Source organism: Pseudomonas sp. CG7 (genome assembly GCF_023701885.1).
Lineage (GTDB): Bacteria > Pseudomonadota > Gammaproteobacteria > Pseudomonadales > Pseudomonadaceae > Aquipseudomonas > Aquipseudomonas zanjanensis.
Genome location: NZ_JABAEE010000023.1, coordinates 33,385 through 59,008, shown reverse-complemented (window position 1 = coordinate 59,008; position 25,624 = coordinate 33,385). Strand labels below are relative to the sequence as shown.

The 25,624-nt window shown below is 64.0% G+C and carries 26 protein-coding genes; 10 read left to right on the top strand and 16 right to left on the bottom strand.

The window, feature by feature from the left end:
• The first annotated feature begins 176 nt into the window (after positions 1–176).
• Positions 177–1,022, top strand: coding sequence for an HvfB family MNIO-type RiPP peptide maturase (locus HGO40_RS12170; protein ID WP_250963204.1), 846 nt, complete (start codon positions 177–179; stop codon positions 1,020–1,022).
• Positions 1,015–1,776, top strand: a complete 762-nt coding sequence (locus HGO40_RS12165; RefSeq protein ID WP_250963203.1) for an HvfC family RiPP maturation protein — start codon at positions 1,015–1,017, stop codon at positions 1,774–1,776. Before HGO40_RS12170 ends, HGO40_RS12165 begins: the two co-directional genes overlap by 8 nt.
• A gap of 110 nt (positions 1,777–1,886) precedes the next feature.
• Here HGO40_RS12165 and HGO40_RS12160 read toward each other — a convergent pair whose 3' ends face one another.
• The 4 genes from HGO40_RS12160 to HGO40_RS12145 form a co-directional block, all read right to left on the bottom strand.
• Positions 1,887–2,393 carry an HvfX family Cu-binding RiPP maturation protein gene (locus HGO40_RS12160; RefSeq protein ID WP_250963202.1) on the bottom strand — a complete coding sequence of 169 codons (507 nt, stop codon included), beginning with the start codon at positions 2,391–2,393 and terminating at the stop codon, positions 1,887–1,889.
• Positions 2,394–2,410: 17 nt separating this feature from the next.
• Complete coding sequence (locus tag HGO40_RS12155) at positions 2,411–3,046, bottom strand: ferric reductase-like transmembrane domain-containing protein (protein ID WP_207965207.1); 636 nt, start codon at positions 3,044–3,046, stop codon at positions 2,411–2,413.
• A 371-nt stretch (positions 3,047–3,417) separates the two neighbouring features.
• The gene (locus HGO40_RS12150) at positions 3,418–4,728 is read right to left on the bottom strand and encodes an ATP-binding protein (RefSeq protein ID WP_250963201.1); all 1,311 of its coding nucleotides are present in this window, start codon (positions 4,726–4,728) and stop codon (positions 3,418–3,420) included.
• Positions 4,725–5,465 carry a response regulator gene (locus tag HGO40_RS12145; protein ID WP_003202589.1) on the bottom strand — a complete coding sequence of 247 codons (741 nt, stop codon included), beginning with the start codon at positions 5,463–5,465 and terminating at the stop codon, positions 4,725–4,727. The genes HGO40_RS12150 and HGO40_RS12145 overlap by 4 nt, the downstream gene beginning before the upstream one ends.
• A 224-nt stretch (positions 5,466–5,689) precedes the next feature.
• On the opposite strand from HGO40_RS12145, the gene HGO40_RS12140 reads away from it, so the two are divergent.
• The 3 genes from HGO40_RS12140 (at position 5,690) to HGO40_RS12130 (ending at position 8,035) form a co-directional block, all read left to right on the top strand.
• Positions 5,690–5,953, top strand: coding sequence for a DUF2790 domain-containing protein (locus HGO40_RS12140; RefSeq protein ID WP_250963200.1), 264 nt, complete (start codon positions 5,690–5,692; stop codon positions 5,951–5,953).
• Between the two features lie 209 nt (positions 5,954–6,162).
• The gene (locus HGO40_RS12135; RefSeq protein ID WP_250963199.1) at positions 6,163–7,374 is read left to right on the top strand and encodes a cytochrome c biogenesis protein DipZ; all 1,212 of its coding nucleotides are present in this window, start codon (positions 6,163–6,165) and stop codon (positions 7,372–7,374) included.
• A gap of 331 nt (positions 7,375–7,705) precedes the next feature.
• Positions 7,706–8,035 (top strand): hypothetical protein, encoded by a 330-nt coding sequence (locus tag HGO40_RS12130; RefSeq protein ID WP_250963198.1) that lies wholly within the window; start codon positions 7,706–7,708, stop codon positions 8,033–8,035.
• Positions 8,036–8,039: 4 nt separating this feature from the next.
• Here HGO40_RS12130 and HGO40_RS12125 read toward each other — a convergent pair whose 3' ends face one another.
• Entirely contained in the window at positions 8,040–9,905 is a 1,866-nt protein-coding gene (locus HGO40_RS12125; protein WP_250963197.1) for a sigma-54-dependent Fis family transcriptional regulator, read from the bottom strand.
• A gap of 340 nt (positions 9,906–10,245) precedes the next feature.
• On the opposite strand from HGO40_RS12125, the gene HGO40_RS12120 reads away from it, so the two are divergent.
• From HGO40_RS12120 to HGO40_RS12100, 5 genes are all read left to right on the top strand, one after another.
• Positions 10,246–11,319, top strand: a complete 1,074-nt coding sequence (locus tag HGO40_RS12120) for an ATP-NAD kinase family protein (protein WP_250963196.1) — start codon at positions 10,246–10,248, stop codon at positions 11,317–11,319.
• Positions 11,320–11,321: 2 nt separating this feature from the next.
• Positions 11,322–12,299: a thiamine pyrophosphate-dependent dehydrogenase E1 component subunit alpha gene (locus HGO40_RS12115; protein ID WP_250963195.1), complete on the top strand. Its 978-nt coding sequence runs from the start codon at positions 11,322–11,324 to the stop codon at positions 12,297–12,299.
• Positions 12,300–12,333: 34 nt separating this feature from the next.
• Positions 12,334–13,350 carry an alpha-ketoacid dehydrogenase subunit beta gene (locus HGO40_RS12110; RefSeq protein WP_250963194.1) on the top strand — a complete coding sequence of 339 codons (1,017 nt, stop codon included), beginning with the start codon at positions 12,334–12,336 and terminating at the stop codon, positions 13,348–13,350.
• Positions 13,350–14,462, top strand: coding sequence for an acetoin dehydrogenase dihydrolipoyllysine-residue acetyltransferase subunit (locus HGO40_RS12105; protein ID WP_250963193.1), 1,113 nt, complete (start codon positions 13,350–13,352; stop codon positions 14,460–14,462). Before HGO40_RS12110 ends, HGO40_RS12105 begins: the two co-directional genes overlap by 1 nt.
• An 84-nt stretch (positions 14,463–14,546) precedes the next feature.
• Positions 14,547–15,611 carry a 2,3-butanediol dehydrogenase gene (locus tag HGO40_RS12100; RefSeq protein WP_225917632.1) on the top strand — a complete coding sequence of 355 codons (1,065 nt, stop codon included), beginning with the start codon at positions 14,547–14,549 and terminating at the stop codon, positions 15,609–15,611.
• Positions 15,612–15,675: 64 nt separating this feature from the next.
• On the opposite strand, the gene HGO40_RS12095 is transcribed toward HGO40_RS12100, so the two are convergent.
• From HGO40_RS12095 to HGO40_RS12045, 11 genes are all read right to left on the bottom strand, one after another.
• Positions 15,676–16,179 carry a DUF6644 family protein gene (locus HGO40_RS12095; protein ID WP_250963192.1) on the bottom strand — a complete coding sequence of 168 codons (504 nt, stop codon included), beginning with the start codon at positions 16,177–16,179 and terminating at the stop codon, positions 15,676–15,678.
• Positions 16,179–16,529 carry a DUF6152 family protein gene (locus HGO40_RS12090; RefSeq protein WP_250963191.1) on the bottom strand — a complete coding sequence of 117 codons (351 nt, stop codon included), beginning with the start codon at positions 16,527–16,529 and terminating at the stop codon, positions 16,179–16,181. The genes HGO40_RS12095 and HGO40_RS12090 overlap by 1 nt, the downstream gene beginning before the upstream one ends.
• A 28-nt stretch (positions 16,530–16,557) precedes the next feature.
• The gene (locus tag HGO40_RS12085; RefSeq protein ID WP_250963190.1) at positions 16,558–17,112 is read right to left on the bottom strand and encodes a DinB family protein; all 555 of its coding nucleotides are present in this window, start codon (positions 17,110–17,112) and stop codon (positions 16,558–16,560) included.
• A gap of 423 nt (positions 17,113–17,535) precedes the next feature.
• Positions 17,536–18,453, bottom strand: coding sequence for a dihydrodipicolinate synthase family protein (locus tag HGO40_RS12080; RefSeq protein ID WP_250963189.1), 918 nt, complete (start codon positions 18,451–18,453; stop codon positions 17,536–17,538).
• Positions 18,454–18,624: 171 nt separating this feature from the next.
• Positions 18,625–19,653, bottom strand: a complete 1,029-nt coding sequence (locus tag HGO40_RS12075; RefSeq protein ID WP_250963188.1) for a trans-3-hydroxy-L-proline dehydratase — start codon at positions 19,651–19,653, stop codon at positions 18,625–18,627.
• A gap of 156 nt (positions 19,654–19,809) precedes the next feature.
• The gene (locus tag HGO40_RS12070) at positions 19,810–20,532 is read right to left on the bottom strand and encodes an amino acid ABC transporter ATP-binding protein (protein WP_092172955.1); all 723 of its coding nucleotides are present in this window, start codon (positions 20,530–20,532) and stop codon (positions 19,810–19,812) included.
• Positions 20,525–21,175, bottom strand: coding sequence for an amino acid ABC transporter permease (locus tag HGO40_RS12065; protein WP_250963187.1), 651 nt, complete (start codon positions 21,173–21,175; stop codon positions 20,525–20,527). Before HGO40_RS12065 ends, HGO40_RS12070 begins: the two co-directional genes overlap by 8 nt.
• A 9-nt stretch (positions 21,176–21,184) precedes the next feature.
• A complete protein-coding gene (locus HGO40_RS12060) occupies positions 21,185–21,850 on the bottom strand; it encodes an amino acid ABC transporter permease (RefSeq protein ID WP_057452167.1) in 666 nt (221 codons plus the stop codon).
• Positions 21,843–23,621 carry a cis-3-hydroxy-L-proline dehydratase gene (gene lhpI / locus HGO40_RS12055; protein ID WP_250963186.1) on the bottom strand — a complete coding sequence of 593 codons (1,779 nt, stop codon included), beginning with the start codon at positions 23,619–23,621 and terminating at the stop codon, positions 21,843–21,845. Before lhpI ends, HGO40_RS12060 begins: the two co-directional genes overlap by 8 nt.
• A 10-nt stretch (positions 23,622–23,631) precedes the next feature.
• Complete coding sequence (locus HGO40_RS12050; protein ID WP_502943273.1) at positions 23,632–24,450, bottom strand: ABC transporter substrate-binding protein; 819 nt, start codon at positions 24,448–24,450, stop codon at positions 23,632–23,634.
• A gap of 233 nt (positions 24,451–24,683) precedes the next feature.
• Positions 24,684–25,433 carry an AraC family transcriptional regulator gene (locus HGO40_RS12045; RefSeq protein WP_250963210.1) on the bottom strand — a complete coding sequence of 250 codons (750 nt, stop codon included), beginning with the start codon at positions 25,431–25,433 and terminating at the stop codon, positions 24,684–24,686.
• Between the last annotated feature and the right edge of the window lie 191 nt (positions 25,434–25,624).

Genomic DNA, 25,624 nt, shown 5'->3' with positions numbered 1-25,624 from the left:
CGGCCCCTGGCCCCCGCGGCCCGGGGCCGCCGCTCCGGGCGTAGCAGGCCCAAAAAAACTGGGGCCGCTGCGCGACCCAGCGGGAGAAAGCGCCCTCGCCACGGATATTCGGTTTCCATCATGGGGTTGATCGTTCCATGAGGCTCACCACATCTCGTTTCCCCAGGAGATGTGCCATGTTGAATCTACCCCAACCCTCGGCAGGCCTCGGCCTGCGCCGGGCCTTGCTCGCTGAACTGCGCCAGGCACCGCCCGGGGATGTCGACTTTCTTGAAGTCGCTCCGGAAAACTGGATCGGCATCGGCGGCCCCCATGGCGGCGCCTTGCATTCGTTGGTCGAACGTTATCCGTTGACGTGCCATGGCCTGTCGTTGTCCCTCGGTGGGCCGGCGCCACTGGACCTGGCGGTTCTCGGCCAGGTGCGCGCTTTCCTCGAGCGTTTCAAGGTGCCGGTGTACAGCGAGCACTTGAGCTACTGCGGCGACGAGGGGCATTTGTATGACTTGTTGCCGCTACCCTTCACCGAGGAAGCGGTCCATCACGTCGCAGCGCGGATCCGCCAGGCCCAGGATGTGCTGGGACGACGCCTGGCGGTGGAAAACGTCTCTTATTACGCCGCCCCCCAACAGGACATGAGCGAGCTGGAATTCACCCGGGCGGTGTTGCGCGAAGCCGATTGCGACCTGTTGCTGGACGTCAACAACGTCTACGTCAACTCGGTCAATCATGGCTTCGATCCCCAGGCATTCCTGGCGGGTCTCGAGCCGGGGCGGGTGGTCGCGATGCATGTGGCCGGGCATTACGACGAGTCCGACACGCTGAAAATCGACAGTCATGGCGCGCCGGTCAAGCCGGTGGTCTGGGCGCTGCTGGCCCAGGCTTATGCACGTTTCGGCGTACAGCCGACCTTGCTCGAACGGGACTTCAACTTCCCGCCTTACGCCGCGCTGGTGGCCGAACTGCAGACGATTCGCCAGTTACAGCACCAGGCCGTCACCTGGCAGGCGGTGACCCATGGCTGAGGCCCGGCAGACGCTGCATCAGCAGCAACAGGCGTTGACCCGCTACCTGCGCGACCCGGATCACTGCTCGATCCCGTCCGGCATGGACGCGGCGCGGGCCCAGGTGTATCGCGACCTGATCTTCGAGAACATGCGTGCGCTGCTCAGCGGCACCTTTCCCGTGTTGGTGAGCCTACTGGGACAGGACCCTTGGCGTGCCTGCGTGCGCCGATTCCTGCGTGAACACCGCTGTGCCACGCCCAAGTTCGGTGAAATCGCCGAGGAATTCGTTGGCTATCTTGCAGACCATCCCTCGCCGGACTGGCCGCCGTTCGTGGCGGAGCTGGCGCACTACGAGTGGGTCGAGATGGCGCTGCTGCAATCCGAGGCCGAGCCGTTGCCGGCCCATGACGAGACGTCCTTGCTCGGCTCGCCACTGCGTGTCTCGCCCTTGGCCTGGCCGCTGGCGTACCAATGGCCGGTGCATCGCCTGGCGCCGAGTTATCAGCCCTCGACACCACCGGCGCAGCCGACGCTGCTGCTGGTGCGGCGAACGCCTGGGTTCGAGGTGCGTTTTTCCGAACTCAGCCCGTTGGCCTGGCGGCTTTTGCAGCGCATCGAGGCCTATCCAGGGTTGACGGGGCGAGGGCAGCTGCTGGCGCTGGCGCGGGAGGCGGGGGTGGATTCGGCAGAATTCATGGACAGCGCGGTGGCGCTGTTGCGGCGGATGCAGGAGGAAGGGGTTGTTGGCGTACAGCCACACCTCGCCAATTAACCCCGAACCCTTGTGGGAGCGAGCTTGCTCGCGATGACGGTACATCAGTCACTGTTGAAGTCGACTGACCCACTGCCATCGCGAGCAAGCTCGCTCCCACAAAGTTTTTTTCAGGCCTTGTTTCGGCGATGCAGCCCAGCCCCCAGCACCGCATCCACACTCAACTTCCCAGCCCCTTGCAACAGCAACGGCAGCAAGGCCACCAGGTAGATCAGCGGCAGCTTGAAGTTGCCGTGTCCCTTGTTGGTAATCGCATAACCCTGGGCCAGCTCGCTCAAGCTCGACCAGTCCGCCGGCCAGTGCACCGCAGCGGTCGCCACCACGGTGACGACGATCAGCACCAGGGCCCAGAGGCGGGTACCCAGGCCGATCAACAGGGCGATGGCACCGATCAGCTCGGCCCACATCGCCAGTTCCCAGTTCCATTGGGCCGGCACATGGTTGAACGGGAACGGGAAGGCAGACTGGATCTCGGCGAACCAGTTCGCGCCGTTCCATTTCTCCAGGCCGGATTCGAAGAACTCCCAGGCCAGGAACAGGCGCAGGCCTAGCGGCGCCAGCCATGCCCCGAGGTTTTCGAGCGGGGTATGCAGTGTTTTCAAGGTATTTGCGTACATGATCGATCTCCCTTGGCTCAAGCCGCGTGTTGCGGCCGTTGGCGCCGCTGGGTGGCCTGGGCCAGCTTGCCCACCAGGCGGACGGCGGTGGCGGCGCAGATCAGGCCGAAGGGCAGCACGTACCAGTCGCTCATGGGGATGCGTTTGAAGTTGGAATAGGCAAAGATCGCCGCCAGCACCCACATGCCGGTGACATGCAGGCGCTTCCAGGCCTTGAAACCGATCAGGCGCGTGGTGCTTTTGAACGAGGTCAGCGCCAGCAGCAGGATGAACACATAGCCCACGGTACCGGGCACGTTGCCGAGGGTGGTGCGGCCGGGCCAGAACTCGGTATTGAGCTGGCCGTAGGTGTAAATCAGCACGGCGTGGACCAGGTGGGAAAAGGCAAAGGCCAGTCCGATGAAGCGCCGTTCACGCACCAGCGCCCGGCTCAGGGGCGAGGGCACCAGCACCGCGAATGCCGAGGCGGTAAAGGCCAGCAGGAACAGGATGAACGACGAACGCGCCGTGGCGCGAATGGCGCTGCGCACGCCTTCGGTCAGGTCCGGGTTGAGTATCAGGATCAACCCGGTCATCAACAGCACCAGGGCGGCGAGCAGGCTGAACAGCGACCAGCCTTGGTAACGAAAGGGGGATGCGGTAGGGGTAGGCATGTGAAGGCTCCTTGGATGTCGACGGCCCGGTCGTGATAGTCGCCGGGGATGGGAGGGAGTCTTTCAAGCCGGTGTAAGCGGGGTGTGTCCGCGGCGCAGCATTGTGCAAGTTCGTGTATGCCGATCATCCGCAGACACACTGGCATACAAACCGCTATCGCGAGCAAGCTCGCTCCCACAGGGGGATCTGGGTAAGGCCCCCCCTATTTGCAACGCCAAAGAACAGTGTGGGAGCGAGCTTGCTCGCGAAGGCGTCGGGTCAGTTGAATGAATGCTGGCTGACCCACCGCTATCGCGAGCAGGCTCGCTCCCACAGGGGAACTGGATGAGGCACCCCTATTTGCAGCGCCCCAGAGCAGTGTGGGGCAGTGTCAGCTTGTGAGTGCCAGGCGCAATTCGGCGCAGAGGCCGCCGCCGTCGCGGTTGCTCAGGATCAGTGAGCCACCCATGGCGATCGCCAGTTGCTGGGCGATGGCCAAGCCCAGGCCGGTGCCGCCGGTCTCCCGGTTGCGCGAGCTTTCCACCCGGTAGAACGGCTTGAGCACTTCGGCCAGTTCCTGCTCGCTGATCCCGGGGCCACGGTCCAGTACCTGGATCGCCAATTGCCCGTTGTCGGCCGGTTGCACCTGGATCTGCGCCGCGCCGCCGAATTTCAAGGCGTTGTCCACCAGGTTGATCAGTACCCGCCGCAGGGCATGGGGACGGGTGTCGATGACGGCGGCGTTTTTTCCGGACAGTTGCACGTCCTTGCCGGTGTCCTGGTAGTCGAACACCAGGCTGTCGAGGAACGCGTCCAGGCTGATCCGGCAACTGGCCTCGGTGGCGCCGTGGATGCTGCGGGCATAGGCCACGCCTTCACGCACCAGGTGCTCCATTTCGCTCAAGTCGCTCCACAGCTTGTCCCTTTCAATCCCTTCGTCCATGAATTCGGCGCGAAGCTTCATGCGCGTGATGGGGGTCTGCAAATCATGGGAAATCGCCGCCAGCAACTGCATGCGCTCCTTGAGGTAGGCGGCGATGCGGTCTTGCATGGCATTAAAGGCCTTGGCCGCATGCACCACTTCGGTCGGGCCTTTTTCGTCCAGGCGCACGCTATGGGCGTTCGGGTCGAGGGTTTCCACCGCCTGGGCCAGTCGGGTCAAGGGACCTACGGCGATGCGCACGGCCAGCCAGGTGCAGCCGATCAACAGGGCCAACTGCCCCAGCAACACCATTGGCAGCCAAGGGGAGAGGGGCGCCATCGCCGGGCGTACGTCGATGGTCAGCGGGCTGCCGTCCCCCAGCCGCAGGTGCGCCTGGTAATGCATGTTCGGCCCGGGAATCTGCTTGAAGGTCAGGCCATAGGCCTGGCCGATGGCTTCCTGGATCGAACTGACCGAGATCGGCGCGTCGGCCAGGTCCATCGGTTGGCCGGGCTGGCCTTCGTCGAGCAAATAGCCATAGTTGCGCCGGGCGAGTTTCGGTAGCCAGGCCTGGCGTTCGGCGGCAGGCAGGCGATCGAGAATCGCCACGGAGGTCGAGACGTCGGTCTCCAGGTTGCCGAGCATGGTCGACTTGGCGCTCTGGTAGCGCTCGTAGTACTGGACGCCGAAAGACAGGCCCTGGGCCAGGATCAGGCCGATCAGGAAGATCAGCGACAGCCTCGAGGCCAGGGTCCGCGGCCAGCGCAGCGGCAGGTTCATACCGACGCCTCGAGGATCTCCACCGGCAGCGAGAACACGTAGCCTTCGCTGCGCACGGTCTTGATGTAGGCCGGTTCCCGGGCGTCGTCCAGCAGGCGCTGGCGCAGGCGGCTGACCAGTAGATCGATGGAACGATCGAACAGATCGGCGTCCCGGCCCTGGGTGAGGTTAAGCAACTGGTCGCGGTTGAGTACCCGTTGCGGATGATCGAGGAACACCCGCAACAACCGATACTCGGCGCCGCTCAAGGCAACCATGGTGCCGTCGGTGTCCAGCAGGTGGCGGGCGGTGGTGTCCAGGCGCCAGCGTCCGAACGCCAGCAGGCGACCGCTTTCGGTGACCACCAGATTGGGCGGCAACATGCGGGTGCGGCGCAGCACGGCGTTGATCCGCGCCAGCAGCTCCCGGGCGGCGAACGGCTTGACCAGGTAATCGTCGGCGCCCATTTCCAGGCCGATGATGCGGTCGGTTTCGTCGTTGCGGGCGGTGAGCATCAGCACCGGCGTGGCCTTGTGCTTGCCGGCACGCAGTTCCCGGCACAGCACCAGGCCATCGTCGCCGGGCATCATGATGTCCAGCACGATCAGGTCCACCGGGGTGGTTTCGAGGAAGGCGCGCATCTGCCGGCCATCGGCGACAACGGTGGTGCGCAGGCCATTCTTCTTCAGGTAGTTGCCAACCAGCTCTCTGATCTCGCGATCGTCATCCACTATCAGCACGTGATCGACATGATCCATGGTGTCCCGCTCCTCGGCGTTTCGTTGTGAGCAGTCTACAGGCCCCGGCCAGCCCGGCTCGCGGCGGTTTGTATTGCAGTGTATCTGGCGCCTGACGGATACACAGCGATGCAAAAAGCCACCGGGCTCGATACAGACGTGATACCTGCGAGGCATTCAATGGTATCCATCGAGGCACACAACAGGCCTCGGCAGATAAACCCCCATTGAATCGAGGAATCGCCATGAACACCAAAGCCGTCTACGCCGCCTGCCTTTTTGCCGCGCTGAACATCTGCACCCTGTCGGCCCGGGCCGAAAGCAACGTGCAACCGCACACCTACACCTACGGCAGCCACCTGGACATCCAGAAGGTGCTTTCCCTCACCGAAGACACCGAGCCGACCTGCGGCGTGGTCAACGCCCACATGACCTACCTGGATTCGACAGGCCACCAGCAGGCGCTGGACTATCGCAAGTTTTCCGATCACTGCAGCAACCAGAACTGACCTGCTTTGTGGCGAGGGAGCTTGCTCCCGCTGGGGCGTAGGAACTGTGTAGGAGCTGTCGAGTGCAACGAGGCTGCGATCTTAAGGACACTTGAATCTCAAGCGAAAGATCAAAAGATCGCAGCCTTCGGCAGCTCCTACACAAGCCCAGCGGGAGCAAGCTCCCTCGCCACAGGGTCTATGTAGGCCTTTTATTTTGAGGTGTTGCCATGCTTTTGATCGCTTTTCTCGGCGGGATCCTGACGATCCTCAGCCCCTGCATTCTTCCGGTGGTGCTGTTTCTGTTCGCCCGGGCCAATCGCTCCCGCAGCTCGGTGCTGCTGACCCTCGGCGGCATGGTGTTGACGTTCGCCCTGGTCTCCAGCCTGGCGGTGGTCAGCAGCGAATGGGTGGTGCGCGCCAGCAGCGTCGGTCGGCAAGTCGCGTTGGGGGTGATGGGGGTGGTCGCCCTGTCGTTGATCTTCAGCCGGGTTGGCATCTGGTTGGCGCGGCCGCTGGTCAACCTGGGCAATCGCCTGGACGCCGGGGCCGGGCGGATGGCCGGGCCGGTGGGCTCGGTGCTGCGCGGCGTTGCTACCGGGTTGCTCTGGGCCCCGTGCGCCGGGCCGATACTCGGGGTGATCCTGACCGGCGCCATGCTGCAAGGCGCCAGCGCGCAAACCAGCCTGTTGCTGCTCGCTTACGGCCTGGGCAGTGCCTTGTCCCTGGGCACGCTGATCCTGGCCGGGCGTGGTCTGGTCGGGCGCCTGAAGCTCTCGCTGCCGATGACCGCCTGGCTGCGCCGGGGAACGGGGCTGGCGGTGTTGCTGGCGGCCGTGGCGATTGGCACTGGGACGGATGACCGCTTGTTGGCGGCGACTTCCTCCCAACAGTCCACCAGCCTGGAAAAAAGCCTGCTGGAGAACGTGCCCAAGGCCATCGACTACGTGGTGAGCAAGGCCGGCGCCAGTGCCATGCCGCCCCTTGAATCCCAGGGCGCCATGCCTTCACTGGACGGCGCGGTGCAATGGCTGAACTCGCCGCCGCTGAGCAGCGAGTCGCTGCGGGGCAAGGTGGTGCTGGTGGACTTCTGGACCTACGACTGCATCAACTGCCAGCACACCTTGCCCTATGTGAACGACTGGGCGAAAAAGTATGAAAAGGATGGGCTCGTGGTGATCGGTGTCCACACCCCGGAATACGGCTACGAGAAAATCATCGACAACGTCCGCGAGCAGGTGCGCAAGCTGGATATCCACTATCCGGTGGCGATCGACAATCAGTACGCGATCTGGCGCGCCTTCAACAATCAATACTGGCCGGCCCATTACTTCATCGATGCCAAGGGGCAGGTGCGCTACAGCCATTTTGGTGAAGGGCGCTATGGTGAGCAGGAGCAGGTGATCCAGCAGTTGTTGCAGGAGGTGAAGACGAGTCATTGAATTAACTTAAATTGTTTAATTTCAAAGGCTTATATTTATTATCTCTACTTGTTTATAGATTGTTTCGCCATTGGGATATCCCAGATGGCGAAGGCAAGCCGTTCCGTGGCGAGGGAGCTTGCTCCCGCTGGGTCGCGAAGCGGCCCCCTGTATTTGCCTGACACACCGAGTTGTCACGGCTTTCTTGGGGCCGCTGCACGGCCCAGCGGGAGCAAGCTCCCTCGCCACAATGGATTGCATGCGGATTCGAGAATGGACTGCAAATGCTGGCCCCTTGCTCATTTGCAGAGAGGCAAACTTCTTTCCTTTCAGAAAGTTGGGCGACAAACCTATGCGTATTTCTATGTGGGTCGTAGCGACGTTTCTCTTGGCCGCCGTCTCGCTCGAGGCCCAGGCCAAGGCGCTGACGCAGAACCAGCAGTCAGTGTGCCGCTGGGGTTCGGACATCGCGGCGGGGGCGCAGGCGTCGAAGCTGTCTGGCGTCAGCCTGTACGGCGCACGCAAGAAGCTGCAGGTGCGCAAGTTTCCCCGGCCCTGGATGCGCATGACCGCGCTGGGCATTACCGAGCAGACCTACAACAGCGCTTCGCGTCTCAAACCCGCGGCGGTCAAGCAGACCTACTACGAGCAATGTGTCCGTCATGAGCTGGCGCGCCGCTAGGTGCTCAGGCGGGGCTGCGGCCTGGCATTTCGATGCCATGTTGATGCACCCGTCGATACAGGGTCGCCCGGGAAATGCCCAGGGCCCGGGCGGCGGCGGTGGGTTTCCAGCGGTGGCGCACCAACGCATCGAGCAACGCCTGGCGTTCCGGGCTGGCGCTCGGCTCCGGCCCCTGATCGGCGACGTCCGCGCTGTGCAATGACTCGGGCAAGTGGCTGAGCTGGATCACGCTGGCTTCGCACACCGCGCAGGCATAGCGCAGCACATGGCGCAACTGGCGGACATTGCCCGGCCAGTGATAGCCGAGCAGGGATTCCAGGGCGGCGCCGCTCAACTGCACGGTTCCCCCGCACAATGCCGACTCCTCGGCAAGGATCCGATTGATCAGCGCCAGCCGGTCGCTGCGGTCACGTAACGGCGGTAACTGGAAACGCGCACCGCCGAGACGGAAATACAAATCCTCGCGAAACTCGCCGGCGGCCACCAGCGTCTCCAGGTCGCGGTGGGTGGCGCAGATCACCTGAATGTCGACGGCCTTGCGGCGGGATGCGCCCAGCGGCGCCACTTCACCCTCGGCCAGTACCCGCAGCAGGCGGGTTTGCAAGGCCAGCGGCATGTCGCCGATCTCATCCAGGAACAAGGTGCCGCCGTCGGCCTGTTGCAACAGGCCCTGCATGCCTTTGGCCGAGGCGCCGGTGAACGCCCCGGCGACGTAGCCGAACAATTCGCTTTCGATCAGGCTTTCGGGAATGGCCGCGCAGTTCAGCGCCACGAAAGGGCGCTCGCGGCGCTGGCTGGCCTGGTGCAACTGGCGAGCGAAGACTTCCTTGCCGGCACCGGTTTCGCCCTGGATCAGCACCGGCAGGTTGCGATCCTTGACCCGCACCGCCAGGCGCAGGCTGTCGGCCAGGCGTGGATCGATTTCCAACGGAGTCATCGCCACCCGCGAACGTGAACTGGCCCGCTGGCGAGGCGCGCTCAAGCGTCCGTGCAGGGCGTGATCGAGCAAGCAGAGGCTTTCGTCCCGGGCACGGTGCAGCCGTTGCTGCTCGAACACCTGGCCGATGTGTTGCGGCACCTGCCCGTACTGTTGCAGCAGGTACTGGCGGGCAGCCGGGTTCAAGGCTTGCAGGCAACCGTCGTCATCCCAGGCGAACAGGAAGTCCGGCTGGCTGTCGACGTAGCCGGGGTTGCGATGGGCCCGCAGCACCCAATAGCCCTGGGCGCTGCTCATGAAAAACGCCTGTTCGATCTCCCTGGCGCTCTGCACCACCATTTGCCGGATCAGGTGCTGCGAGCGGCGATCATCCGGCGAGCGCACCGCCGAGACGTCCAGCACCCCGAGCAATTCACCCTGGGGGTCGAAGACCGGCGCGGCGGAACAGGTCAGGCCAATGAACGCCGCGCGGAAATGGTCGCGCTTGTGCACGGTCACCGGGGCCTTGGCCGTGAGCACCGCCGCCACGCCACACGTGCCGTCTTCGCCCTCCGACCAACAGGTGCCCAAGTATAGCCCGGCCTTGCGGCAGTCATTGCGGATCGAGGTTTCCACCCGGTAGTCGATGGTCTGGCCCTGGGCATCGGTCAGCAGTACGCAATAGTCGGCGTCGCGTACCCGGCCATGGAGGCGGGCCACTTCTTCGCTGGCGATGTTGAGGAACAGCTCGGAGCGCTCGCGGCATTGCTTGAGCACGTCCGGGGAGAGGATGCGCGGGCCCTGCAGCGAACCCGGGTCCAGGTGATGTTGCTCCAAGGAACGGCGCCAGGAGTCGAGGATCAGGTCCGGGACGGGCAATTGTGGCAATTGGTTCGCGTTTTTCACCACGCGGCTGACGCAATCCACGTGCGCCCGGGAGTGAGCGGAAAGCATGGGGCCTCCGATTCAGCTTCTTGTCGTTGTGCGCACATTAAGCGCCGTTCGCCGGGTGCAGACAAGCTCGACGGGTTGTTCGGGCGGTGTGAGACGCCACGTCTCAGCGTCTCGCCGCAACCTCGTGCAGGCTGACATGGAGCGTCTCACCGGGGCTCGCTCCGCTGCTTCGTCAATCAGCTCGGGACCGCTCTGGTTCGGCCTTCTTGCAGGTTTTTTTCGCAACTGGCACCGCCCTTGCTCTATGCCTGGAACCCGCCCGACGGGCCTCCAATAATAACAACGAGGTGTCTATGTCTTCCTGCCCAGGCCGTTTGCCCGCACCGTCCACGGTGGCGCCATGAGCCGCCGACCCCTGACCGTGGGCATCATCGCCAATCCCGCCTCGGGCCGCGACGTGCGGCGCCTGACCGCCAATGCCGGGCTGTTTTCCAGTACCGACAAGGTTTCGGTGATCCAGCGCCTGCTGGCCGCGTTCGGCGCCACCGGCATCGAACAAGTGTTGATGCCCACCGACATGATCGGCATGGCCGCCGCCGTGCTGAAGAACAGCCATAGCCGCCAGGCCCGCAGCAGCCGCTGGCCGGCCCTGGAATTCCTCGACCTGACCCTGCGCCAGACCGTCGAAGACACCCGCCGGGCCGCGCGCTTGATGGCCGAGCGCGAGGTGGCGCTGATCGCCGTGCTCGGCGGCGATGGCACCCACAAGGCGGTAGCCGCCGAAGTCGGCGACATCCCATTGCTGACCCTGTCCACCGGCACCAACAACGCCTTTCCCGAGCTGCGCGAGGCCACCAGTGCCGGGCTGGCCGGTGGGTTGTACGCCAGCGGCCGGATTCCGGACGCGATCGGTTTGCGCCGCAACAAGCGCTTGCTGGTCTGCGACGCCGGACGTGGCTTGCGCGAAGTCGCCCTGGTGGACGTCGCCGTGTCGCCGCTGCGTTTTGTCGGCGCCCGGGCCATCAGCCGCGCACAGGACCTGGCCGAAGTCTTTGTAACCTTCGCCGAACCGCACTCCATTGGCCTGGCGGCGTTGTGCGGCTTGTGGTTCCCGGTGTCCCGCCAGGCACCGGGCGGGGCCTGGATGCGCCTGGACCCGCAATCCCCCGAAGCGCTGCTGGTGCCGCTCGCCCCGGGCCTGTTGCAAGGCTGTGGGGTGCTCGCCGCCGGCCCTCTGGAACCCGGCGTCGCCCATGGCGTGTCACTGTCCAGCGGCACCTTGGCCCTGGATGGCGAACGGGAAATCGAATTCAACGCCCACGACCGGCCCACGGTCACCCTCGATGCCGGCGGTCCGCTGAGCATCGACGTCAACGCGGTGCTGGCCTACGCCGCGCAACAACGCTTGTTGGCCATCGGCCGCGAGCACCCGCAACACCCTCTGAATCTTCAAGAAGACACCCCAGGAGAATAAAAATGTCGACACCGCTCACCCACGATCAACTGCTGCACGCCTACCAGGTGATGCGCACCATCCGCGCCTTTGAAGAGCGCCTGCACGTGGAGTTCGCCACGGGCGAGATCCCCGGTTTCGTCCACTTGTATGCCGGCGAAGAAGCGTCGGCCGCCGGCGTCATGGCCCACCTGGGCGATGACGATTGCATCGCCTCCAACCACCGTGGCCACGGCCATTGCATCGCCAAGGGCGTGGACGTCTACGGAATGATGGCCGAGATCTACGGCAAGAAAACCGGCGTCTGCCAAGGCAAGGGTGGCTCGATGCACATCGCCGATTTCGAGAAAGGCATGCTCGGTGCCAACGGCATCGTCGGCGCCGGTGCGCCACTGGTGGTCGGCGCGGCTTTGGCGGCCCGCCTCAAGGGCACCGACAGCGTCGCCGTGGTGTTTTTCGGCGACGGCGGCTCCAACGAAGGCGCGGTGTTCGAAGCCATGAACATGGCCTCGGTGTGGAACCTGCCGTGCCTGTTCATCGCCGAAAACAACGGCTACGCCGAGGCCACCGCTTCCAACTGGTCGGTGGCCTGCGATCACATCGCCGACCGCGCCGCCGGCTTCGGCATGCCCGGCGTGACGGTGGACGGCTTTGACTTCTTTGCCGTGCACGAAGCCGCCGGGGCCGCCGTCGAACGCGCCCGTGCCGGGGAAGGACCGTCGCTGATCGAGGTCAAGCTGACCCGCTACTACGGCCACTTCGAAGGCGACGCCCAGACCTATCGCGCACCGGACGAGGTCAAGCATTTCCGCGAAAACCAGGACTGCCTGATGCAATTCCGCGAGCGCACCACCCGGGCCGGTTTGCTCACCGTCGAGCAGTTGGACCAGATCGACAAGGAAGTGGACCTGCTGATCGAAAACGCCGTGTACAAGGCCAAGTCCGATCCCAAGCCCTCTGCAGCGGACCTGTTGCCCGACGTCTACGTCAGCTATCCCTGAACGCCCTCCTAAAACAAGAACAGAGAATTTCATCATGGCGAGAAAAATCAGCTATCAGCAGGCAATCAACGAAGCCCTGGCCCAGGAAATGCGCCGCGACGCCAGCGTGTTCATCATGGGCGAGGACGTGGCCGGTGGCGCCGGCGCCCCCGGTGAAAACGACGCCTGGGGCGGCGTACTCGGAGTGACCAAGGGCCTATACGACCAGTTCCCCGGGCGCGTGCTGGACACGCCACTGTCGGAAATCGGTTACGTCGGCGCGGCGGTCGGCGCGGCCACCTGCGGCGTGCGCCCGGTGTGCGAACTGATGTTCGTCGACTTCGCCGGGTGCTGCCTGGACCAGATCCTCAACCAGGCGGCGAAGTTTCGCTATATGTTCGGCGGCAAGGCCTCCACACCCCTGGTGATCCGCACCATGGTCGGCGCCGGCCTGCGCGCCGCCGCCCAGCATTCACAGATGCTCACGTCGTTGTGGACGCACATCCCGGGACTGAAAGTGGTCTGCCCATCATCGCCCTACGACGCCAAGGGCCTGCTGATCCAGGCAATCCGCGACAACGACCCGGTGATCTTCTGCGAGCACAAGTTGCTCTACAGCATGCAGGGCGAAGTGCCGGAAGAGCTCTACACCGTACCGTTCGGCGAGGCCAACTTCCTGCGCGACGGCAAGGACATCACCCTGGTCTCCTACGGACGGCTGGTCAACACCGCGATGGACGCGGCGCGCAACCTGGCCGGGCGCGGCATCGACTGCGAAGTGATCGACCTGCGCACCACCAGCCCGCTGGACGAGGACAGCATCCTGGAAAGTGTCGAGAAGACCGGGCGCCTGGTGGTGATCGACGAGGCCAACCCACGCTGTTCCATGGCCACCGACATCTCGGCGCTGGTGGCGCAAAAAGCCTTTGGCGCGCTCAAGGCGCCGATCGAAATGGTCACCGCGCCCCATACGCCGGTGCCGTTCTCCGACTCCCTGGAAGACCTGTACATCCCTGACGCGGCGAAGATCGAACAAGCCGTGCTCAACGTGATCGAGTGGAGCAAGCGCTGATGAGCCAGATTCATACCTTGACCATGCCCAAGTGGGGCCTGTCGATGACCGAGGGCCGGGTCGATGCCTGGCTCAAGGAAGAGGGGCAGGCCATCACCAAGGGCGAGGAAGTGATGGACGTCGAGACGGACAAGATTTCCAGCAGCGTCGAGGCGCCGTTTTCTGGAATCCTGCGCCGGCAGATCGCCCGCCAGGACGAAACCCTGGCGGTCGGCGCCTTGCTCGGCATCGTCGTCGAAGGCGAGGCCAGCGACGCCGAGATTGACGCGGTCATCGAGCAGTTCCAATCCAACTTCGTGCCCGGCGACGCGGCTGATGAGGACAGTGGTCCGAAAACACAGAAAGTCGAGCTGGACGGCCGGGTGATCCGCTATTTCGAGCGCGGCGAGGGCGGTACGCCGCTGGTGCTGGTGCACGGCTTTGGCGGCGACTTGAACAACTGGCTGTTCAACCATGAAGCCCTGGCGGCCGGGCGACGGGTCATTGCCCTGGACCTGCCGGGCCATGGCGAATCGTCGAAAACCCTGCAACGCGGCGATTTGGACGAGCTGAGCGGCGTGGTGCTGGCCTTGCTCGATCACCTGGACATCAACGCCGTGCACCTGGTGGGGCATTCCATGGGCGGGGCGGTGTCGCTGAACGCTGCGCGCCTGATGCCCCAGCGGATACGCTCCCTGCCCTTGATCGGCAGTGCCGGCCTGGGTGCGCAGATCAACGGCAGCTACCTGCAAGGGTTCGTCGAAGCGGCCAACCGCAACGCCCTCACGCCGCAGCTGGTGCAACTGTTCTCCACTGCCGAGCTGGTCAACCGCCAGATGCTCGACGACATGCTCAAGTACAAGCGCCTGGAAGGTGTGGACGCGGCGCTGCAGCAATTGTCAGCGACGTGGTTCGCCGACGGTCGCCAGCAGGCGGACCTGCGGGAAGTGGTGCAGGCGGGCCACGTGCCGACCCTGGTGATCTGGGGCAGCGACGACGCAATCATCCCGGCGTCTCACGCCGAAGGGTTATCAGCGCGGGTCGTGGTGCTGTCGGGCCAAGGCCATATGGTGCAGATGGAAGCGGCCGAGCAGGTCAATCGGCTGATCAACGGGTTCATCGGACAGTACTGAACAAGCGGGCGGCGATTGCATCGTCGCCCTATAAAAAATTCTGGAGGCAACGCTATGAACGTTTCTATCAAGCCGACCCGCAGCATGCGCGCCGCCGTCTGGCATGGCCGCAACGACATCCGCGTCGAAGACGTGCCACTGCCGGTTTCGCCCCCCGCCGGTTGGGTGCAGATCCGCGTGCAATGGTGCGGCATCTGCGGCTCCGACTTGCACGAGTACGTGGCCGGGCCGGTGTTCATCCCGGTGGACGCGCCGCACCCGCTGACCGGGATCAAAGGCCAGTGCATCCTTGGCCACGAGTTCTGCGGCGAGATCGTCGAACTGGGCGCCGGCGTCGAAGGTTTCAGTGTCGGCGAGCCGGTGGCGGCGGACGCCTGCCAGCACTGCGGCACTTGCTACTACTGCACCCATGGGCTCTACAACATTTGCGAGAACCTGGCGTTCACCGGGTTGATGAACAACGGTGCGTTCGCGGAGCTGGTCAATGTCCCGGCGAACCTGCTCTACAAACTACCGGCTGATTTCCCCGCCGAGGCCGGTGCGTTGATCGAGCCACTGGCGGTGGGCATGCATGCGGTGAAAAAGGCCGGCAGCCTGCTGGGCCAGAACGTCGTGGTGGTGGGCGCCGGGACCATCGGCTTGTGCACGATCATGTGCGCCAAGGCGGCTGGTGCAGCCCAGGTGATTGCTTTGGAAATGTCCGGCGCACGCAAGGCCAAGGCCTTGGAAGTCGGGGCCAGCCATGTGATCGATCCGAATGAATGCGACGCCTTGGCTGAAGTTCGGCGCCTGACGGGTGGCCTGGGTGCCGATGTCAGCTTCGAATGCATTGGCAACAAGCACACCGCCAAGCTGGCCATCGACCTGATCCGCAAGGCCGGCAAATGCGTGTTGGTGGGGATTTTCGAGGAACCGAGCGAGTTCAACTTCTTTGAGCTGGTCTCCACGGAGAAGCAAGTGCTGGGCGCGCTGGCCTACAACGGTGAGTTCGCCGACGTGATTGCCTTCATCGCCGACGGACGCCTGGACATCTCGCCGCTGGTGACCGGGCGCATCCAGTTGGAAGAGATCGTCGGGCAGGGCTTCGAGGAGTTGGTGAACAACAAGGAGCACAACGTGAAGATCATCGTGTCTCCCGCACGGATCTGAGGGCGCCCGGGTGGGCGATTTGGCGATGGCCGGCAGCGGCCATCGCTTCTTTTTCACGTGCAGTTCAGGTGTAGGCCAGCAGGCGGCCGCAGAGTATGACCACGAGCCATAGGACTATGGAGACCAATGCCTGGGCCTTGGCCAGGCCGGGTGCCTTATGGCCGGTGTTCCATTGCTGGACGGAGCGGTAGGTGCCAACGTGGAACAGCAGGGCGTTAAGGCCCGCTGCCGCGATCAGGTACAGCTTGAGGATGAAGACGTTGTTGCCGGCAAAGTCATGGGGGTGAGCACTGAACATCAGCAACCCCGCAGGCACGATCAGCAGCAGGGCCGCAATCGCCCAGGGCAGCAAGTGGCGGGCCAGGGCGGTCACGGCGATGCCCTTGGACAGCCCGAGCCCGCGCAGGTCGAACATCACCACCGCGCCCACCAATATCGAAAAGCCGATGATGTGCACCACTTCCACCAGCGGATAGAGCCACAGCTCGCTGCGCATGGCCAACGCCAGGGACGAATCGCCCAACTGGTCCATCCAGCCCTGGGGTGAGCCTGCCGGGGAGGCCTGCATCAGCGCAACTCGATGGTCTTGCCGTCGATGGTGATGCGTTCGGCGCGCAATTCGTCGGGTTTGTTGCGGTTTGCATAGCCGACCACGGTGGCACTGTTACCTGCTTTGAGCATGTCCTTGCCCAGCCCGCGATTCTCCATGCGTGACGGTGGGGCCAGCACGACGGTCCAGGTTTTGTCGGTGGTTTGCAGGCGCACGTAGCCATGGGGATGGGAATAGCCGGCTTCCTTTATCGTGCCTTCGAGCGTCAGGGGATTGCTGGCGTCGTATTCGCTCCAGCCGTGGTGGGCGAGTGCCGCCGTGGTGATCAGCATCAACGCCAAACCGATGCTACGAAGAATGACATTCATGGCAAGGTCTCCTTTGAGGGGGGGCGGATCAACTTGGCAGGTATTCGCGCCAGACCCGCCGTTCATCCAATTGAAGCAGTTGTTCCTCGTCGTTGCGAAACGGCCGGTCGCAGTCGAGAAAAAACTCATCAAGTTGTGGCGGCGCGACGTGGGTGGCGCTGAGCATGCCGTGGACCTGTCCACGATGATGGATCTGATGCTCGAACAGGTGCAACAGCAGCCGGTCGATTCGTTCACGCACCACACCGTCGACGCGCACCAGATCGACAGAGCGGACCAGGTCTTGCTCCCGCAGGGCTTCGCAGAACGCCACCAGTTGCTGGTCGGTCTGGGTCTGGTTGTGCATCAGGTGGGCAAAGGCCAGGGTTTCGGAGAAGTCCTTGATCTGGCCGTCACGGTCGCCTTCCAGGGCGGTGAGGTAATAGCGGTCCACTTCCAGGATGTGGCAGAGCGTGGCTTGGATGGACGGGAAGAATCCCGTGCGCGGCGCCGCGTAGTCGGCCTCGCTCAACTGCGCGCAGGCGCCGAGCAACCTGTGGTTGGCCCATCGATTGTTCAGGGCCTGGGCCAGGAAATAGTTCATGGGAAGCCTCTCATGTCCGCCACAAATCCTGTGGGAGCGAGCTTGCTCGCGATAAGGTCTGCACATCCAGCATAGCCGGCTCAGACAGATCGCTATCGCGAGCAAGCTCGCTCCCACAGGTTGAGTCGCATGGGCTCACTCTTGTGTATTCATTGCAAATCCCTGTGGGAGCGAGCTTGCTCGCGATGAGGTCGGCACATCCAGCATAGCCGGCTCAGACAGACCGCTTTCGCGAGCAGGCTCGCTCCCACAGGTTGAGTCGCATGGGCTCATTCTTATGTGTTCACCGCAAATCCATGTGGGAGCGAGCTTGCTCGCGATGAGGTCGGCACATCCAGCATAGCCGGCTCAGGCAGATCGCTATCGCGAGCAAGCTCGCTCCCACAGGGGGATCCTCAGATGCCTTGCGGGGTAGGTCAGGCCTTAAAGCCCCACATCCGGCAACACCGGCCGATTGGCCAGGGCCTTGGCCATGATCTGCTCCACATACACCCGGTCCGCGTCCGGCAGGGCCAGGCGCGGTGGGCGGGTGAGGGCGCTGCCGCGGCCGGCGATGGCTTCGCACAGCTTGATGCATTGCACCAGGTCGGCCCGGGCGTCCAGGTGCAGGATCGGCATCAGCCATTCGTAGATCGGCATCGCTTCGGCGAACCGTCCGGCGCGGGCCAGGCGGAAAATGGTCTCGCCTTCCTGGGGGAACACGTTGGACATGCCCGAGACCCAACCTTCGGCGCCCACGGCAAGGCTTTCCAGCACCACGTCGTCGAGACCGGCGAACAGCACGAAGCGATCGCCGACTTCATTGCGCACGTCGATGAAGCGCCGGGTGTCGCCGGAGGAGTCCTTGAAACACACGACGTTGTCGCAATCGGCCAGGGCAATCAAAATGTCCGGCGTCACGTCATTCGTGTAGATCGGCGGGTTGTTGTAGACCATCAGCGGCACGTCGGCATGGCGGGCCACGTAGCGGAAATGCTCGGCGGTCTCGAAGGGCTTGGAGCCGTAGACCAGCGCCGGCATCAGCATCACCCCGTCGACACCGACCTTGCGCACCGCGTTGGCAACCTTGGCGGCCTGCACGCTGGTGAACTCGGCCACGCCGCAGATCACCGGCACCCGGCCCCGGGAGGCGTCCACCGCGACTTCGGTCACGGCGATTTTTTCCTCGGCGCTCAGGGAGGTGTTTTCCCCCACCGACCCGCAGACCACCAGGCCGGAAACGCCATCGCGAATGACGTTGGAAATCACTTGGTGGGTTTTTTCCAGGTTGATGGAAAAGTCATCGTTGAATTGGGTGGTGACGGCAGGGAAGACGCCGCTCCAGTTGATGCGTTTGCTCATGGGTTGTCTCCGTTTTTGATAGTGCTTTTGTGGCGAGGGAGCTTGCTCCCGCTGGGTCGCGAAGCGGCCCCCAGGATCTGACTGACACACCGAGTTGTCAGCCTTCAGGACTGCTTCGCAGTCCAGCGGGAGCAAGCTCCCTCGCCACAAGGGTTTGGGTGAATCTGAACGTCATGCGCCGGGCCAGGTGTCCGAAAGCCGATAGCCCTGGGGCCACGGATCGGCCGGGTCGAGCAGCAACTGATGGGTCCCGGTGATCCACGCTCGTCCGGCGATGCACGGGTAAATCGCCGGGCGTCCGGCCACCTCGGTCAGTGAGTCGATGCGGCAATGGAATTCGGAACCGATGATCGAACGGCCGATAAAACGCTCGCCTACCTGCATCAAGCCCTTGGCCTGCAACACCGCCATGCGCGCCGAGCAGCCGGTGCCGGTGGGGGAGCGGTCGATCTTGCCGGGCTGGATCACCCCGGCGTTGGCGCCCGTGGCGATGCCGTCCTCCCGGACAATGGGTGCGGCGCTCTGGCAGAACGAGATGTGCGACCAGTCGGGGTTCAGCGGGTGCACGAAGCCCAGTTGTTCATTGGCGGCGCGGGTGATCTTCAAGCCCACGGCCACCAGCTCGGCGGCTTCATCGGGGCGAATGGCAAAACCCAGGCGCTGGGCATCGACGATGACAAAGCTGTCGCCGCCGTAGGCGGTGTCCACCTGCAACGAACCCAGTCCCTCGACTTCGATCCAGGCATCGAGGCGGTCGGCAAAGGAGGGTACGTTCTTGATCTCGACCCGTTGCACCTTGCCGTCGCGGCAGTCGGCCACGGCTTCGATCAGGCCGCCTGGGGCTTCCAGCACCAGGCGGGTCTGGGGTTCGGTCATTGGCAGGATGCCGCTGTCCAGCAACACGGTGGCGACGCACAGCGAGTTGGAGCCGGACATCGGCGGCGTGTCGGCCGGTTCCATGATGATCCAGGCCATTTGCGCTCGCGGGTCCTTGGCCGGCACCAGCAGGTTAACGTGGCGGAACACCCCGCCGCGGGGCTCGTTGAGGACGAAATTGCGCAGGGTCTGGTCCTGGGCGATCCAGCGTGACTGCTCCCACACCGTGGCACCGGGGGGCGGCGCGACGCCGCCGACGATTACATCGCCGACTTCGCCTTCGGCGTGGCAGCTGATGACATGGATGATTCTGGATGAGCGCATGGATCAAATCCTTGTGTTGTCTGGTCGGGCCTCATCGCGAGCAAGCTCGCTCCCACAGGGTTCTGTGGTGGACACTGATAGCAGGCCATTCCCATGGGAGAGGTGGCATACACAAAACCCATGTGGGAGCGAGCCTGCTCGCAAAAGGGCCATCGGCTATTTCACCGACTTGAGAAACGCAGCCGTCTCCGGCTGCACCGGATTACCAATCACCTGGTCCGGCGGCCCGATCTCATGGACCCGGCCATTGCAAAAGAACGCCACGCGGTCGGACACGTCCCGGGCGAAGCGGATCTCGTGGGTCACCAGCACCATGGTCATGCCGTCCTCGGCGAGCATGCGCATGGTGTCCAGCACTTCGCCCACCAGTTGCGGATCCAGCGCCGAGGTGGCTTCGTCGAAGAGCATGTAGTCCGGCGACATCGCCAATGCCCGGGCGATGGCCATGCGCTGTTGCTGGCCGCCGGAAAGCTTGCCGGGGAAAGCCTTGAGTTTGTCCCCCAGGCCCACGTGCTCAAGCTGTTTCACCGCCAGGGCCTCGGCGTCCTGCTTGCTTTTGCCCAACACCTTGCGCGGCGCCAGCATCACGTTTTCCAGCACGGTGAGGTGGGGAAAGGCGTTCCATTGCTGGAAGACGATGCCGATCTTTTGCCGCAAGCGATTGAGGTCGGTGGCGCGGTCATGGACCTCGATGCCGTCCACGCGGATGCTGCCTTTCTGGATCGGCTCCAGGCCGTTGATGCACATCAGCAGGGTCGACTTGCCAGAGCCGGAACCGCCGATGATCGACACCACTTCACCCTTGTCCACGGTCAGGCTCACACCCTTGACCACTTCCAGGTCACCGAAGGACTTGTGCACGTTTTCGATCTCAATCATTTTCCTGCCACCTTCTTTCCAGGCGTGCGCCGAGGCGGGCGACCACCAGGCTCATGACGTAGTAAATGAGGCCCGCGATGCACAGCACCAGCAGGGGTTCCTGAATGCGCGTGACGATGGTTTGCGAGGCCCGCAGCAATTCGACGATACCGATCCACATCACCAGGGCAGTGTCCTTCATCACACCGAGCACGAGGTTCAGCCAGCCGGGAAACGCCACCCGCGTGGCAATCGGCAGGACGATGAGCCGCAGGTCCTGCCCATAGCTCAGGCCCAGCGACCGGCTGGCCCGGCGGGTGCTCAACGGCACCGCCAGCACGCCTCCGCGGACGATCTCGGTGAAGTACGCGGCGGCGTAGACCCCGAGCACGATGCAACCGACGGCAAACGCGCTGAGGTTCAGGCCGACGATGCTCTTGAGGGAGTTGATCAGCACGAGCTGGATCAGCAGCGGCACGCTGCGAAACACGTCCAGCAGCCAGGCCAGCGGCAGGCTGGCTCGCGGCAACAGTGCCCGCAGCAGGCCGAACAGCAACCCGGCGAAGGTGCCCAGCAGGATCGACCACGCGGTCAATTGCACGGTGACCCAGGCCCCCTCAAGCAGATACAACACGTCGTTAACGGTAAGGCTTGTAGAAAACATGACCCGCCCTCAATAACGGAACAGCCGCCAGGACAACAGCCGGGCCAACCCGACGATCAGCTTGGCGATCAGGTAATACAGCAGCGCCGCGAGGGCGAAGTATTCGAAGGTGCGGAAGGTCTTGACGTTGTATTCCTGGGTCACGCCGGTGAGGTCGTTGTTCAGGCCGACCACCACCCCCAGGGACGTCATCAGCACCGCCCAGACCATCTGGTTGGTCAGCGGGTAGAAGACGATGCGCAACAATTGCGGGACGATGATCATCCGGTAGGCCTGGAAGGCGCTCATTCCCAAGGAGCGGGCGGCGCGCATTTGCGTACCGGGCACGGCCTTGAGGCCACCGCGAAAGTTTTCCGCCAGGTAGCCGGCGTTGTTGAAGGTGATTCCGGCCAGCAAGGCCAGCCAGGAACTGACGTGCAGCCCGAGGGAGCCGAGGCCGAAATATAGGATGTAGATCTGGAACAGCGAGGGCGTGTTGCGAGCGATGGACACCCAGCCATTGCCCACGCCCCGCAGCAGGCGATTCGGGGCCTGGCGCATCACCGTCAGCACCAGGGCGATCAGCACGCCGAAAATCATCGACAGCGCGGCGGTCTCGAAGGTCACCCAGGCCCCGGCGAGCATGTCGGGCAGCGCGCGCAAGGCCGGGCGCCATTGGAAGCTGTAGTCAAACATGGGTCGGACTTCCCGTGCGGGCAGTGGGTTGCAGCCACGTCGGCGGCTGGCCGTGGGTCGCGGCAGTGCAGGCGGCCTCGACGCAGTCGGCGAGGGCGGCAAAGTGCACCCCGCGACCGACCAGGCCCGGTGCGTAATGGGCGTATTTGCCGGAGTGGGTCATCAACGTGGTGGCGTGGGGCGGGATCACCGGCTCACCCAACATGCACCAGCAGGTGTCGGTCACCAGCACCGCGCCGAAGGCTTCGATGGCGGTCAGGTATCCGGCTTTGCGCGCTTGTTCCAGCACTGCTCGGCCGCAGGTGATGGCCAGCACCACATACGGATGCTTGATCCGGCCCGCACACAACGTTGCGAGGGCGGCGAATTCGCTGAGGGAGAAATGCGGATTGCCCAGGGACACCACGTCCACCCAATTGTCCCGGGCGCTGTTGAGCTCGCGCCAACTGGCAAGCAGGCTTGCGGCATCGACGCTTTCCTGCAGCAAGGCAACGTCCTTCTCCAGGGCATCGGCAGGGTCGAGGGCTTCCGGGGTGACCCCGGCGATGTGGAACAACGGTGCGGCGCTGGTGGTGGCGAACGCGGCACCGAAGGCCTTGAGATCGTCCAGGGTGGGCGCGGCGTGTTCCAACCCACGTATCAGTGGAATGCGTCGGCCCGCCAGGCTGCCGATGTGATAGCCCAGCAGCGGATAGAAACTGTCATCGACCTGACCCAGCGTCGGCACGTCGACAATCAGTTGGGCCTTGCGCGAGTCGTCGAGATGGCAGCCGATCAACGGTGCCCGTCCGCACAGGGCGATGCAAATGTCGAGGAAGTCCGGGTACTTCTGCGTGCGCGCACCCAGCACGCTGTTGGCGTAGACCACCGCGTTGGACTCGGCCCAGACGATTTGTTCGCCGGCCTTTGGCGCGGTCTCCAGCAGGTAGGGCGCGCAGGTAAAACTCAGTTGCGCGCCCATCGCCATGTAGGCATCGCCCAAGGCACTGGCCGGTTCGCCCAGGGCTGGATCGACGCCCAGTTCCCGCCAGCGACGCTGGTCCACGGAAATGGCATTGAGGGTGGTGGGGACGCGAACCTGCGCCCCCCACTGCACCAGTTGTTCGGCAAAGCGCAGGCTGGCCGGGCCGGTGTAGATGCAACCGTCGATGTGGGCCTGGGTCACGTCCCGCAACTGCGTGGCGCCCTGGATCTCGGCCATGCGCAGCACGATGTGCATCGCCACTTGGGCCGCCTTGCCGTGGGTACCGTCGAGCAATGCCCGGTCCTGTTCGCTCAGGTCCAGGGTCGAGAAAATGGGCGACGCCGACGGTGCTTGCGAACCTTGCCAACCGTCGTTCGGGCGGCGCCCGGTGAGGGTCAGGACATCGCCTTCGAGGCGGACAAAACCCTGGCCACGCAGCCCATTGAAGGCCTCGTGTCCCACGCACAACACCGGCAGGGACCGCTGGAAAATCACCTGCGCCACCAGCACGCCCAGGGTCAGGATTTCATCGGCTTCGGCCAACACCAGGGCCGCGGGTGCGTGACCGTTGCTGATCAGTTCCATCAAGACGCTGCTGCCGGTGCAGGAGCCGCGTCCGCTGGGAATCGCCAAGACGCGCCCGGCCAGGCGCTCGCCGCTCAAGGGGTGGTGGCGGTCGATGACCTCGCCACTGGCCGGATCGACCCCGCCCCAGAAACTCAGGCCCACCTCGGCGAACAGCAGGGCGCCCTGGGCGGCACCCTCCACCAGGCTGCGGCCTTTCACACGGACAGGCGTGCTTGGCATGGGCCAATCCTCAGTAGTAGACCTGGGGAACGGTCAGGTTGGCCGGCGGGATGTCGGTGCCGACCCATTTGACGAACAGCTCGTTGTAACGACCCGTGCGCACCTGCTGGTTGACGAAGAGGTTGAGGTAGTTGAGCAGGCCGTACTCGCTGCGCTTGGCGCCGAGGGACACGTAGTCGATGACGTAGGGGGCGTCACCGGCAATCTTCAAGCCCTTGTATTTGCCCGACTTGAGGGTCGCGGCAGCGACGGTGTTGGTCACCACGGTGGCATCGATGTGTCCCTGGGCGACGGCCAGCAGGGTGTCGTTCTGCGATTGATAGGCGCGGAAGCTGCCGCTGCCCCAGCTCTTCTGGTCCTTTTCCAAGGCGATGGCTTCGTAGGTACTGCTGGTGTTGCCGAGTTTCTTGCCCTTGAGGTCGGCGTAGCTGTTGATACCGGTGGCGTCGCGGGTCAGCACCACCATCTGGAACGCGAAGTAGGGCACCGTCAGGCCGACGGTCTTGGCCCGCTCCAAGGTGTCGGAGGGGGAGGCGACGATGACATCGGCGCGGCCGGACAGCAGCGCGGGGATGCGGTCGGAGCACGGGGTTTCCACCACTTCGGCGTCGACACCGAGGACCTTCGCCAGGTCGTGGCTATAATCCACGGCGAACCCCGCCGGTTTGTTGCTTTCATCGCGAAAGCCCATGGGTGGGAAGTCCAGGGTCACGGCGCAACGTAGCTTGCCTGAGCCGATGATGTCGTCGAGCTTGTCGGCGTGGGCGGGGGCCATGAAAAGCGGGGTAAGGACAACGCTGAGGGCTACGGCCAATGCAGGGTTTTTCATAAATGCCTCGCTGTCGAATAAATGCGGTGAGATATCGTATTGAGGATTTCGTATACGATATTAGATAAGCAATCAGCATGCCTGTTTTGACCTGAGGCGCCGTAATGGCATTGGAGGGTTGATCTAGAGGTGTTTTCGCCGAGCGGTGGCGCGTCAGGGCAAGTTGCTACGTTGGCTTGGGGTGTTACAGATGGGAGCAGCCATGGGAGCCGACGCCCCATCAGGGAACACGATCAGCGCTGACTCTCACGGTATTGGCTCGGCGACAGGCTGGTCAGGGCCCGGAACTGGCGGCTGAAGGCGCTGTGGTCGGTGTAGCCGCAGCGCAGGGCGATCTCGGTGATCGGCAGGTCTTGGTCGAGTAACAGCCGCGAGGCTTCCTCCAGGCGTGCCTTGTGAATCATCTGCCGTGGCGTGAGTTGGAAGATGCGCTTGCAGTGCCGCTCCAACTGCGCCACCGACAATTCAGCAATGGCGGTCAGCTCGGCGAGGCTGATGGGGCGGGCGAAGTGCTGCTTGATATAGGCGTCCACCGCCGCCAGTTTGTGAAACGCCGGGCGGCTCGATTGCGGCAGTTGCAGGTCGCGGGAAATGCCGGCCAGGCCGACGATCTGGCCGCTTGGGTCGTGCAGGGCGAGCTTGTGGGTCAGGCACCAAACCGGTTGGTTGCCGTAATACAAATGCAGTTCGAGCTGGTCGGCCAACTCCCGCCCGCTGGCCAGCACCCGGCGATCCTGTTCGGTGTACAGCGGGCCGAAGCGCTCGGGAAACACCTGCTCGGCAGTGAGACCGAGCAGGCCGCCACTGTGTTTGAAACCGCAGCGCCGGGCCAGGGTCTGGTTGACGAAGGCGTAGCGGGCCTGCCGGTCCTTGATGAAAAACACCACGTCGGCGAGGGTGTCCAGCAGCGGGGCGATGGGCTGCAGGCTGCGCAACAGGGTGTCGAGGTCGCAGGGGGCGAGGGAGGTGAGCGAGGGGTAGATGGCGCCAGATTCCTGAGGGGACTCAGGGATCATAGGGGCAAAGTCATCGAGGCAGGAAGTCCAGGTCCACGCGTTCTACTGTGGGAGCGGGCTTGCTCGCGAAAGCGGTGGGTGAGTTAGGATGTAATGGGGTTGGGCCGGCGGCTTCGCGCGGGAGGCCGCGGCCCGAGGCGGGTTGGTGTGGGCTGGAG

What these genes read in the sequence shown, in the direction of transcription:
- HGO40_RS12170 (WP_250963204.1), top strand. Translation starts at nt 177, where the DNA reads ATGTTGAATCTACCCCAACCCTCGGCAGGCCTCGGCCTGCGCCGGGCC.
- HGO40_RS12165 (WP_250963203.1), top strand. Translation starts at nt 1,015, where the DNA reads ATGGCTGAGGCCCGGCAGACGCTGCATCAGCAGCAACAGGCGTTGACC.
- HGO40_RS12160 (WP_250963202.1), bottom strand. Translation starts at nt 2,393, where the DNA reads ATGTACGCAAATACCTTGAAAACACTGCATACCCCGCTCGAAAACCTC.
- HGO40_RS12155 (WP_207965207.1), bottom strand. Translation starts at nt 3,046, where the DNA reads ATGCCTACCCCTACCGCATCCCCCTTTCGTTACCAAGGCTGGTCGCTG.
- HGO40_RS12150 (WP_250963201.1), bottom strand. Translation starts at nt 4,728, where the DNA reads ATGAACCTGCCGCTGCGCTGGCCGCGGACCCTGGCCTCGAGGCTGTCG.
- HGO40_RS12145 (WP_003202589.1), bottom strand. Translation starts at nt 5,465, where the DNA reads ATGGATCATGTCGATCACGTGCTGATAGTGGATGACGATCGCGAGATC.
- HGO40_RS12140 (WP_250963200.1), top strand. Translation starts at nt 5,690, where the DNA reads ATGAACACCAAAGCCGTCTACGCCGCCTGCCTTTTTGCCGCGCTGAAC.
- HGO40_RS12135 (WP_250963199.1), top strand. Translation starts at nt 6,163, where the DNA reads ATGCTTTTGATCGCTTTTCTCGGCGGGATCCTGACGATCCTCAGCCCC.
- HGO40_RS12130 (WP_250963198.1), top strand. Translation starts at nt 7,706, where the DNA reads ATGCGTATTTCTATGTGGGTCGTAGCGACGTTTCTCTTGGCCGCCGTC.
- HGO40_RS12125 (WP_250963197.1), bottom strand. Translation starts at nt 9,905, where the DNA reads ATGCTTTCCGCTCACTCCCGGGCGCACGTGGATTGCGTCAGCCGCGTG.
- HGO40_RS12120 (WP_250963196.1), top strand. Translation starts at nt 10,246, where the DNA reads ATGAGCCGCCGACCCCTGACCGTGGGCATCATCGCCAATCCCGCCTCG.
- HGO40_RS12115 (WP_250963195.1), top strand. Translation starts at nt 11,322, where the DNA reads ATGTCGACACCGCTCACCCACGATCAACTGCTGCACGCCTACCAGGTG.
- HGO40_RS12110 (WP_250963194.1), top strand. Translation starts at nt 12,334, where the DNA reads ATGGCGAGAAAAATCAGCTATCAGCAGGCAATCAACGAAGCCCTGGCC.
- HGO40_RS12105 (WP_250963193.1), top strand. Translation starts at nt 13,350, where the DNA reads ATGAGCCAGATTCATACCTTGACCATGCCCAAGTGGGGCCTGTCGATG.
- HGO40_RS12100 (WP_225917632.1), top strand. Translation starts at nt 14,547, where the DNA reads ATGCGCGCCGCCGTCTGGCATGGCCGCAACGACATCCGCGTCGAAGAC.
- HGO40_RS12095 (WP_250963192.1), bottom strand. Translation starts at nt 16,179, where the DNA reads ATGCAGGCCTCCCCGGCAGGCTCACCCCAGGGCTGGATGGACCAGTTG.
- HGO40_RS12090 (WP_250963191.1), bottom strand. Translation starts at nt 16,529, where the DNA reads ATGAATGTCATTCTTCGTAGCATCGGTTTGGCGTTGATGCTGATCACC.
- HGO40_RS12085 (WP_250963190.1), bottom strand. Translation starts at nt 17,112, where the DNA reads ATGAACTATTTCCTGGCCCAGGCCCTGAACAATCGATGGGCCAACCAC.
- HGO40_RS12080 (WP_250963189.1), bottom strand. Translation starts at nt 18,453, where the DNA reads ATGAGCAAACGCATCAACTGGAGCGGCGTCTTCCCTGCCGTCACCACC.
- HGO40_RS12075 (WP_250963188.1), bottom strand. Translation starts at nt 19,653, where the DNA reads ATGCGCTCATCCAGAATCATCCATGTCATCAGCTGCCACGCCGAAGGC.
- HGO40_RS12070 (WP_092172955.1), bottom strand. Translation starts at nt 20,532, where the DNA reads ATGATTGAGATCGAAAACGTGCACAAGTCCTTCGGTGACCTGGAAGTG.
- HGO40_RS12065 (WP_250963187.1), bottom strand. Translation starts at nt 21,175, where the DNA reads ATGTTTTCTACAAGCCTTACCGTTAACGACGTGTTGTATCTGCTTGAG.
- HGO40_RS12060 (WP_057452167.1), bottom strand. Translation starts at nt 21,850, where the DNA reads ATGTTTGACTACAGCTTCCAATGGCGCCCGGCCTTGCGCGCGCTGCCC.
- lhpI (WP_250963186.1), bottom strand. Translation starts at nt 23,621, where the DNA reads ATGCCAAGCACGCCTGTCCGTGTGAAAGGCCGCAGCCTGGTGGAGGGT.
- HGO40_RS12050 (WP_502943273.1), bottom strand. Translation starts at nt 24,450, where the DNA reads ATGAAAAACCCTGCATTGGCCGTAGCCCTCAGCGTTGTCCTTACCCCG.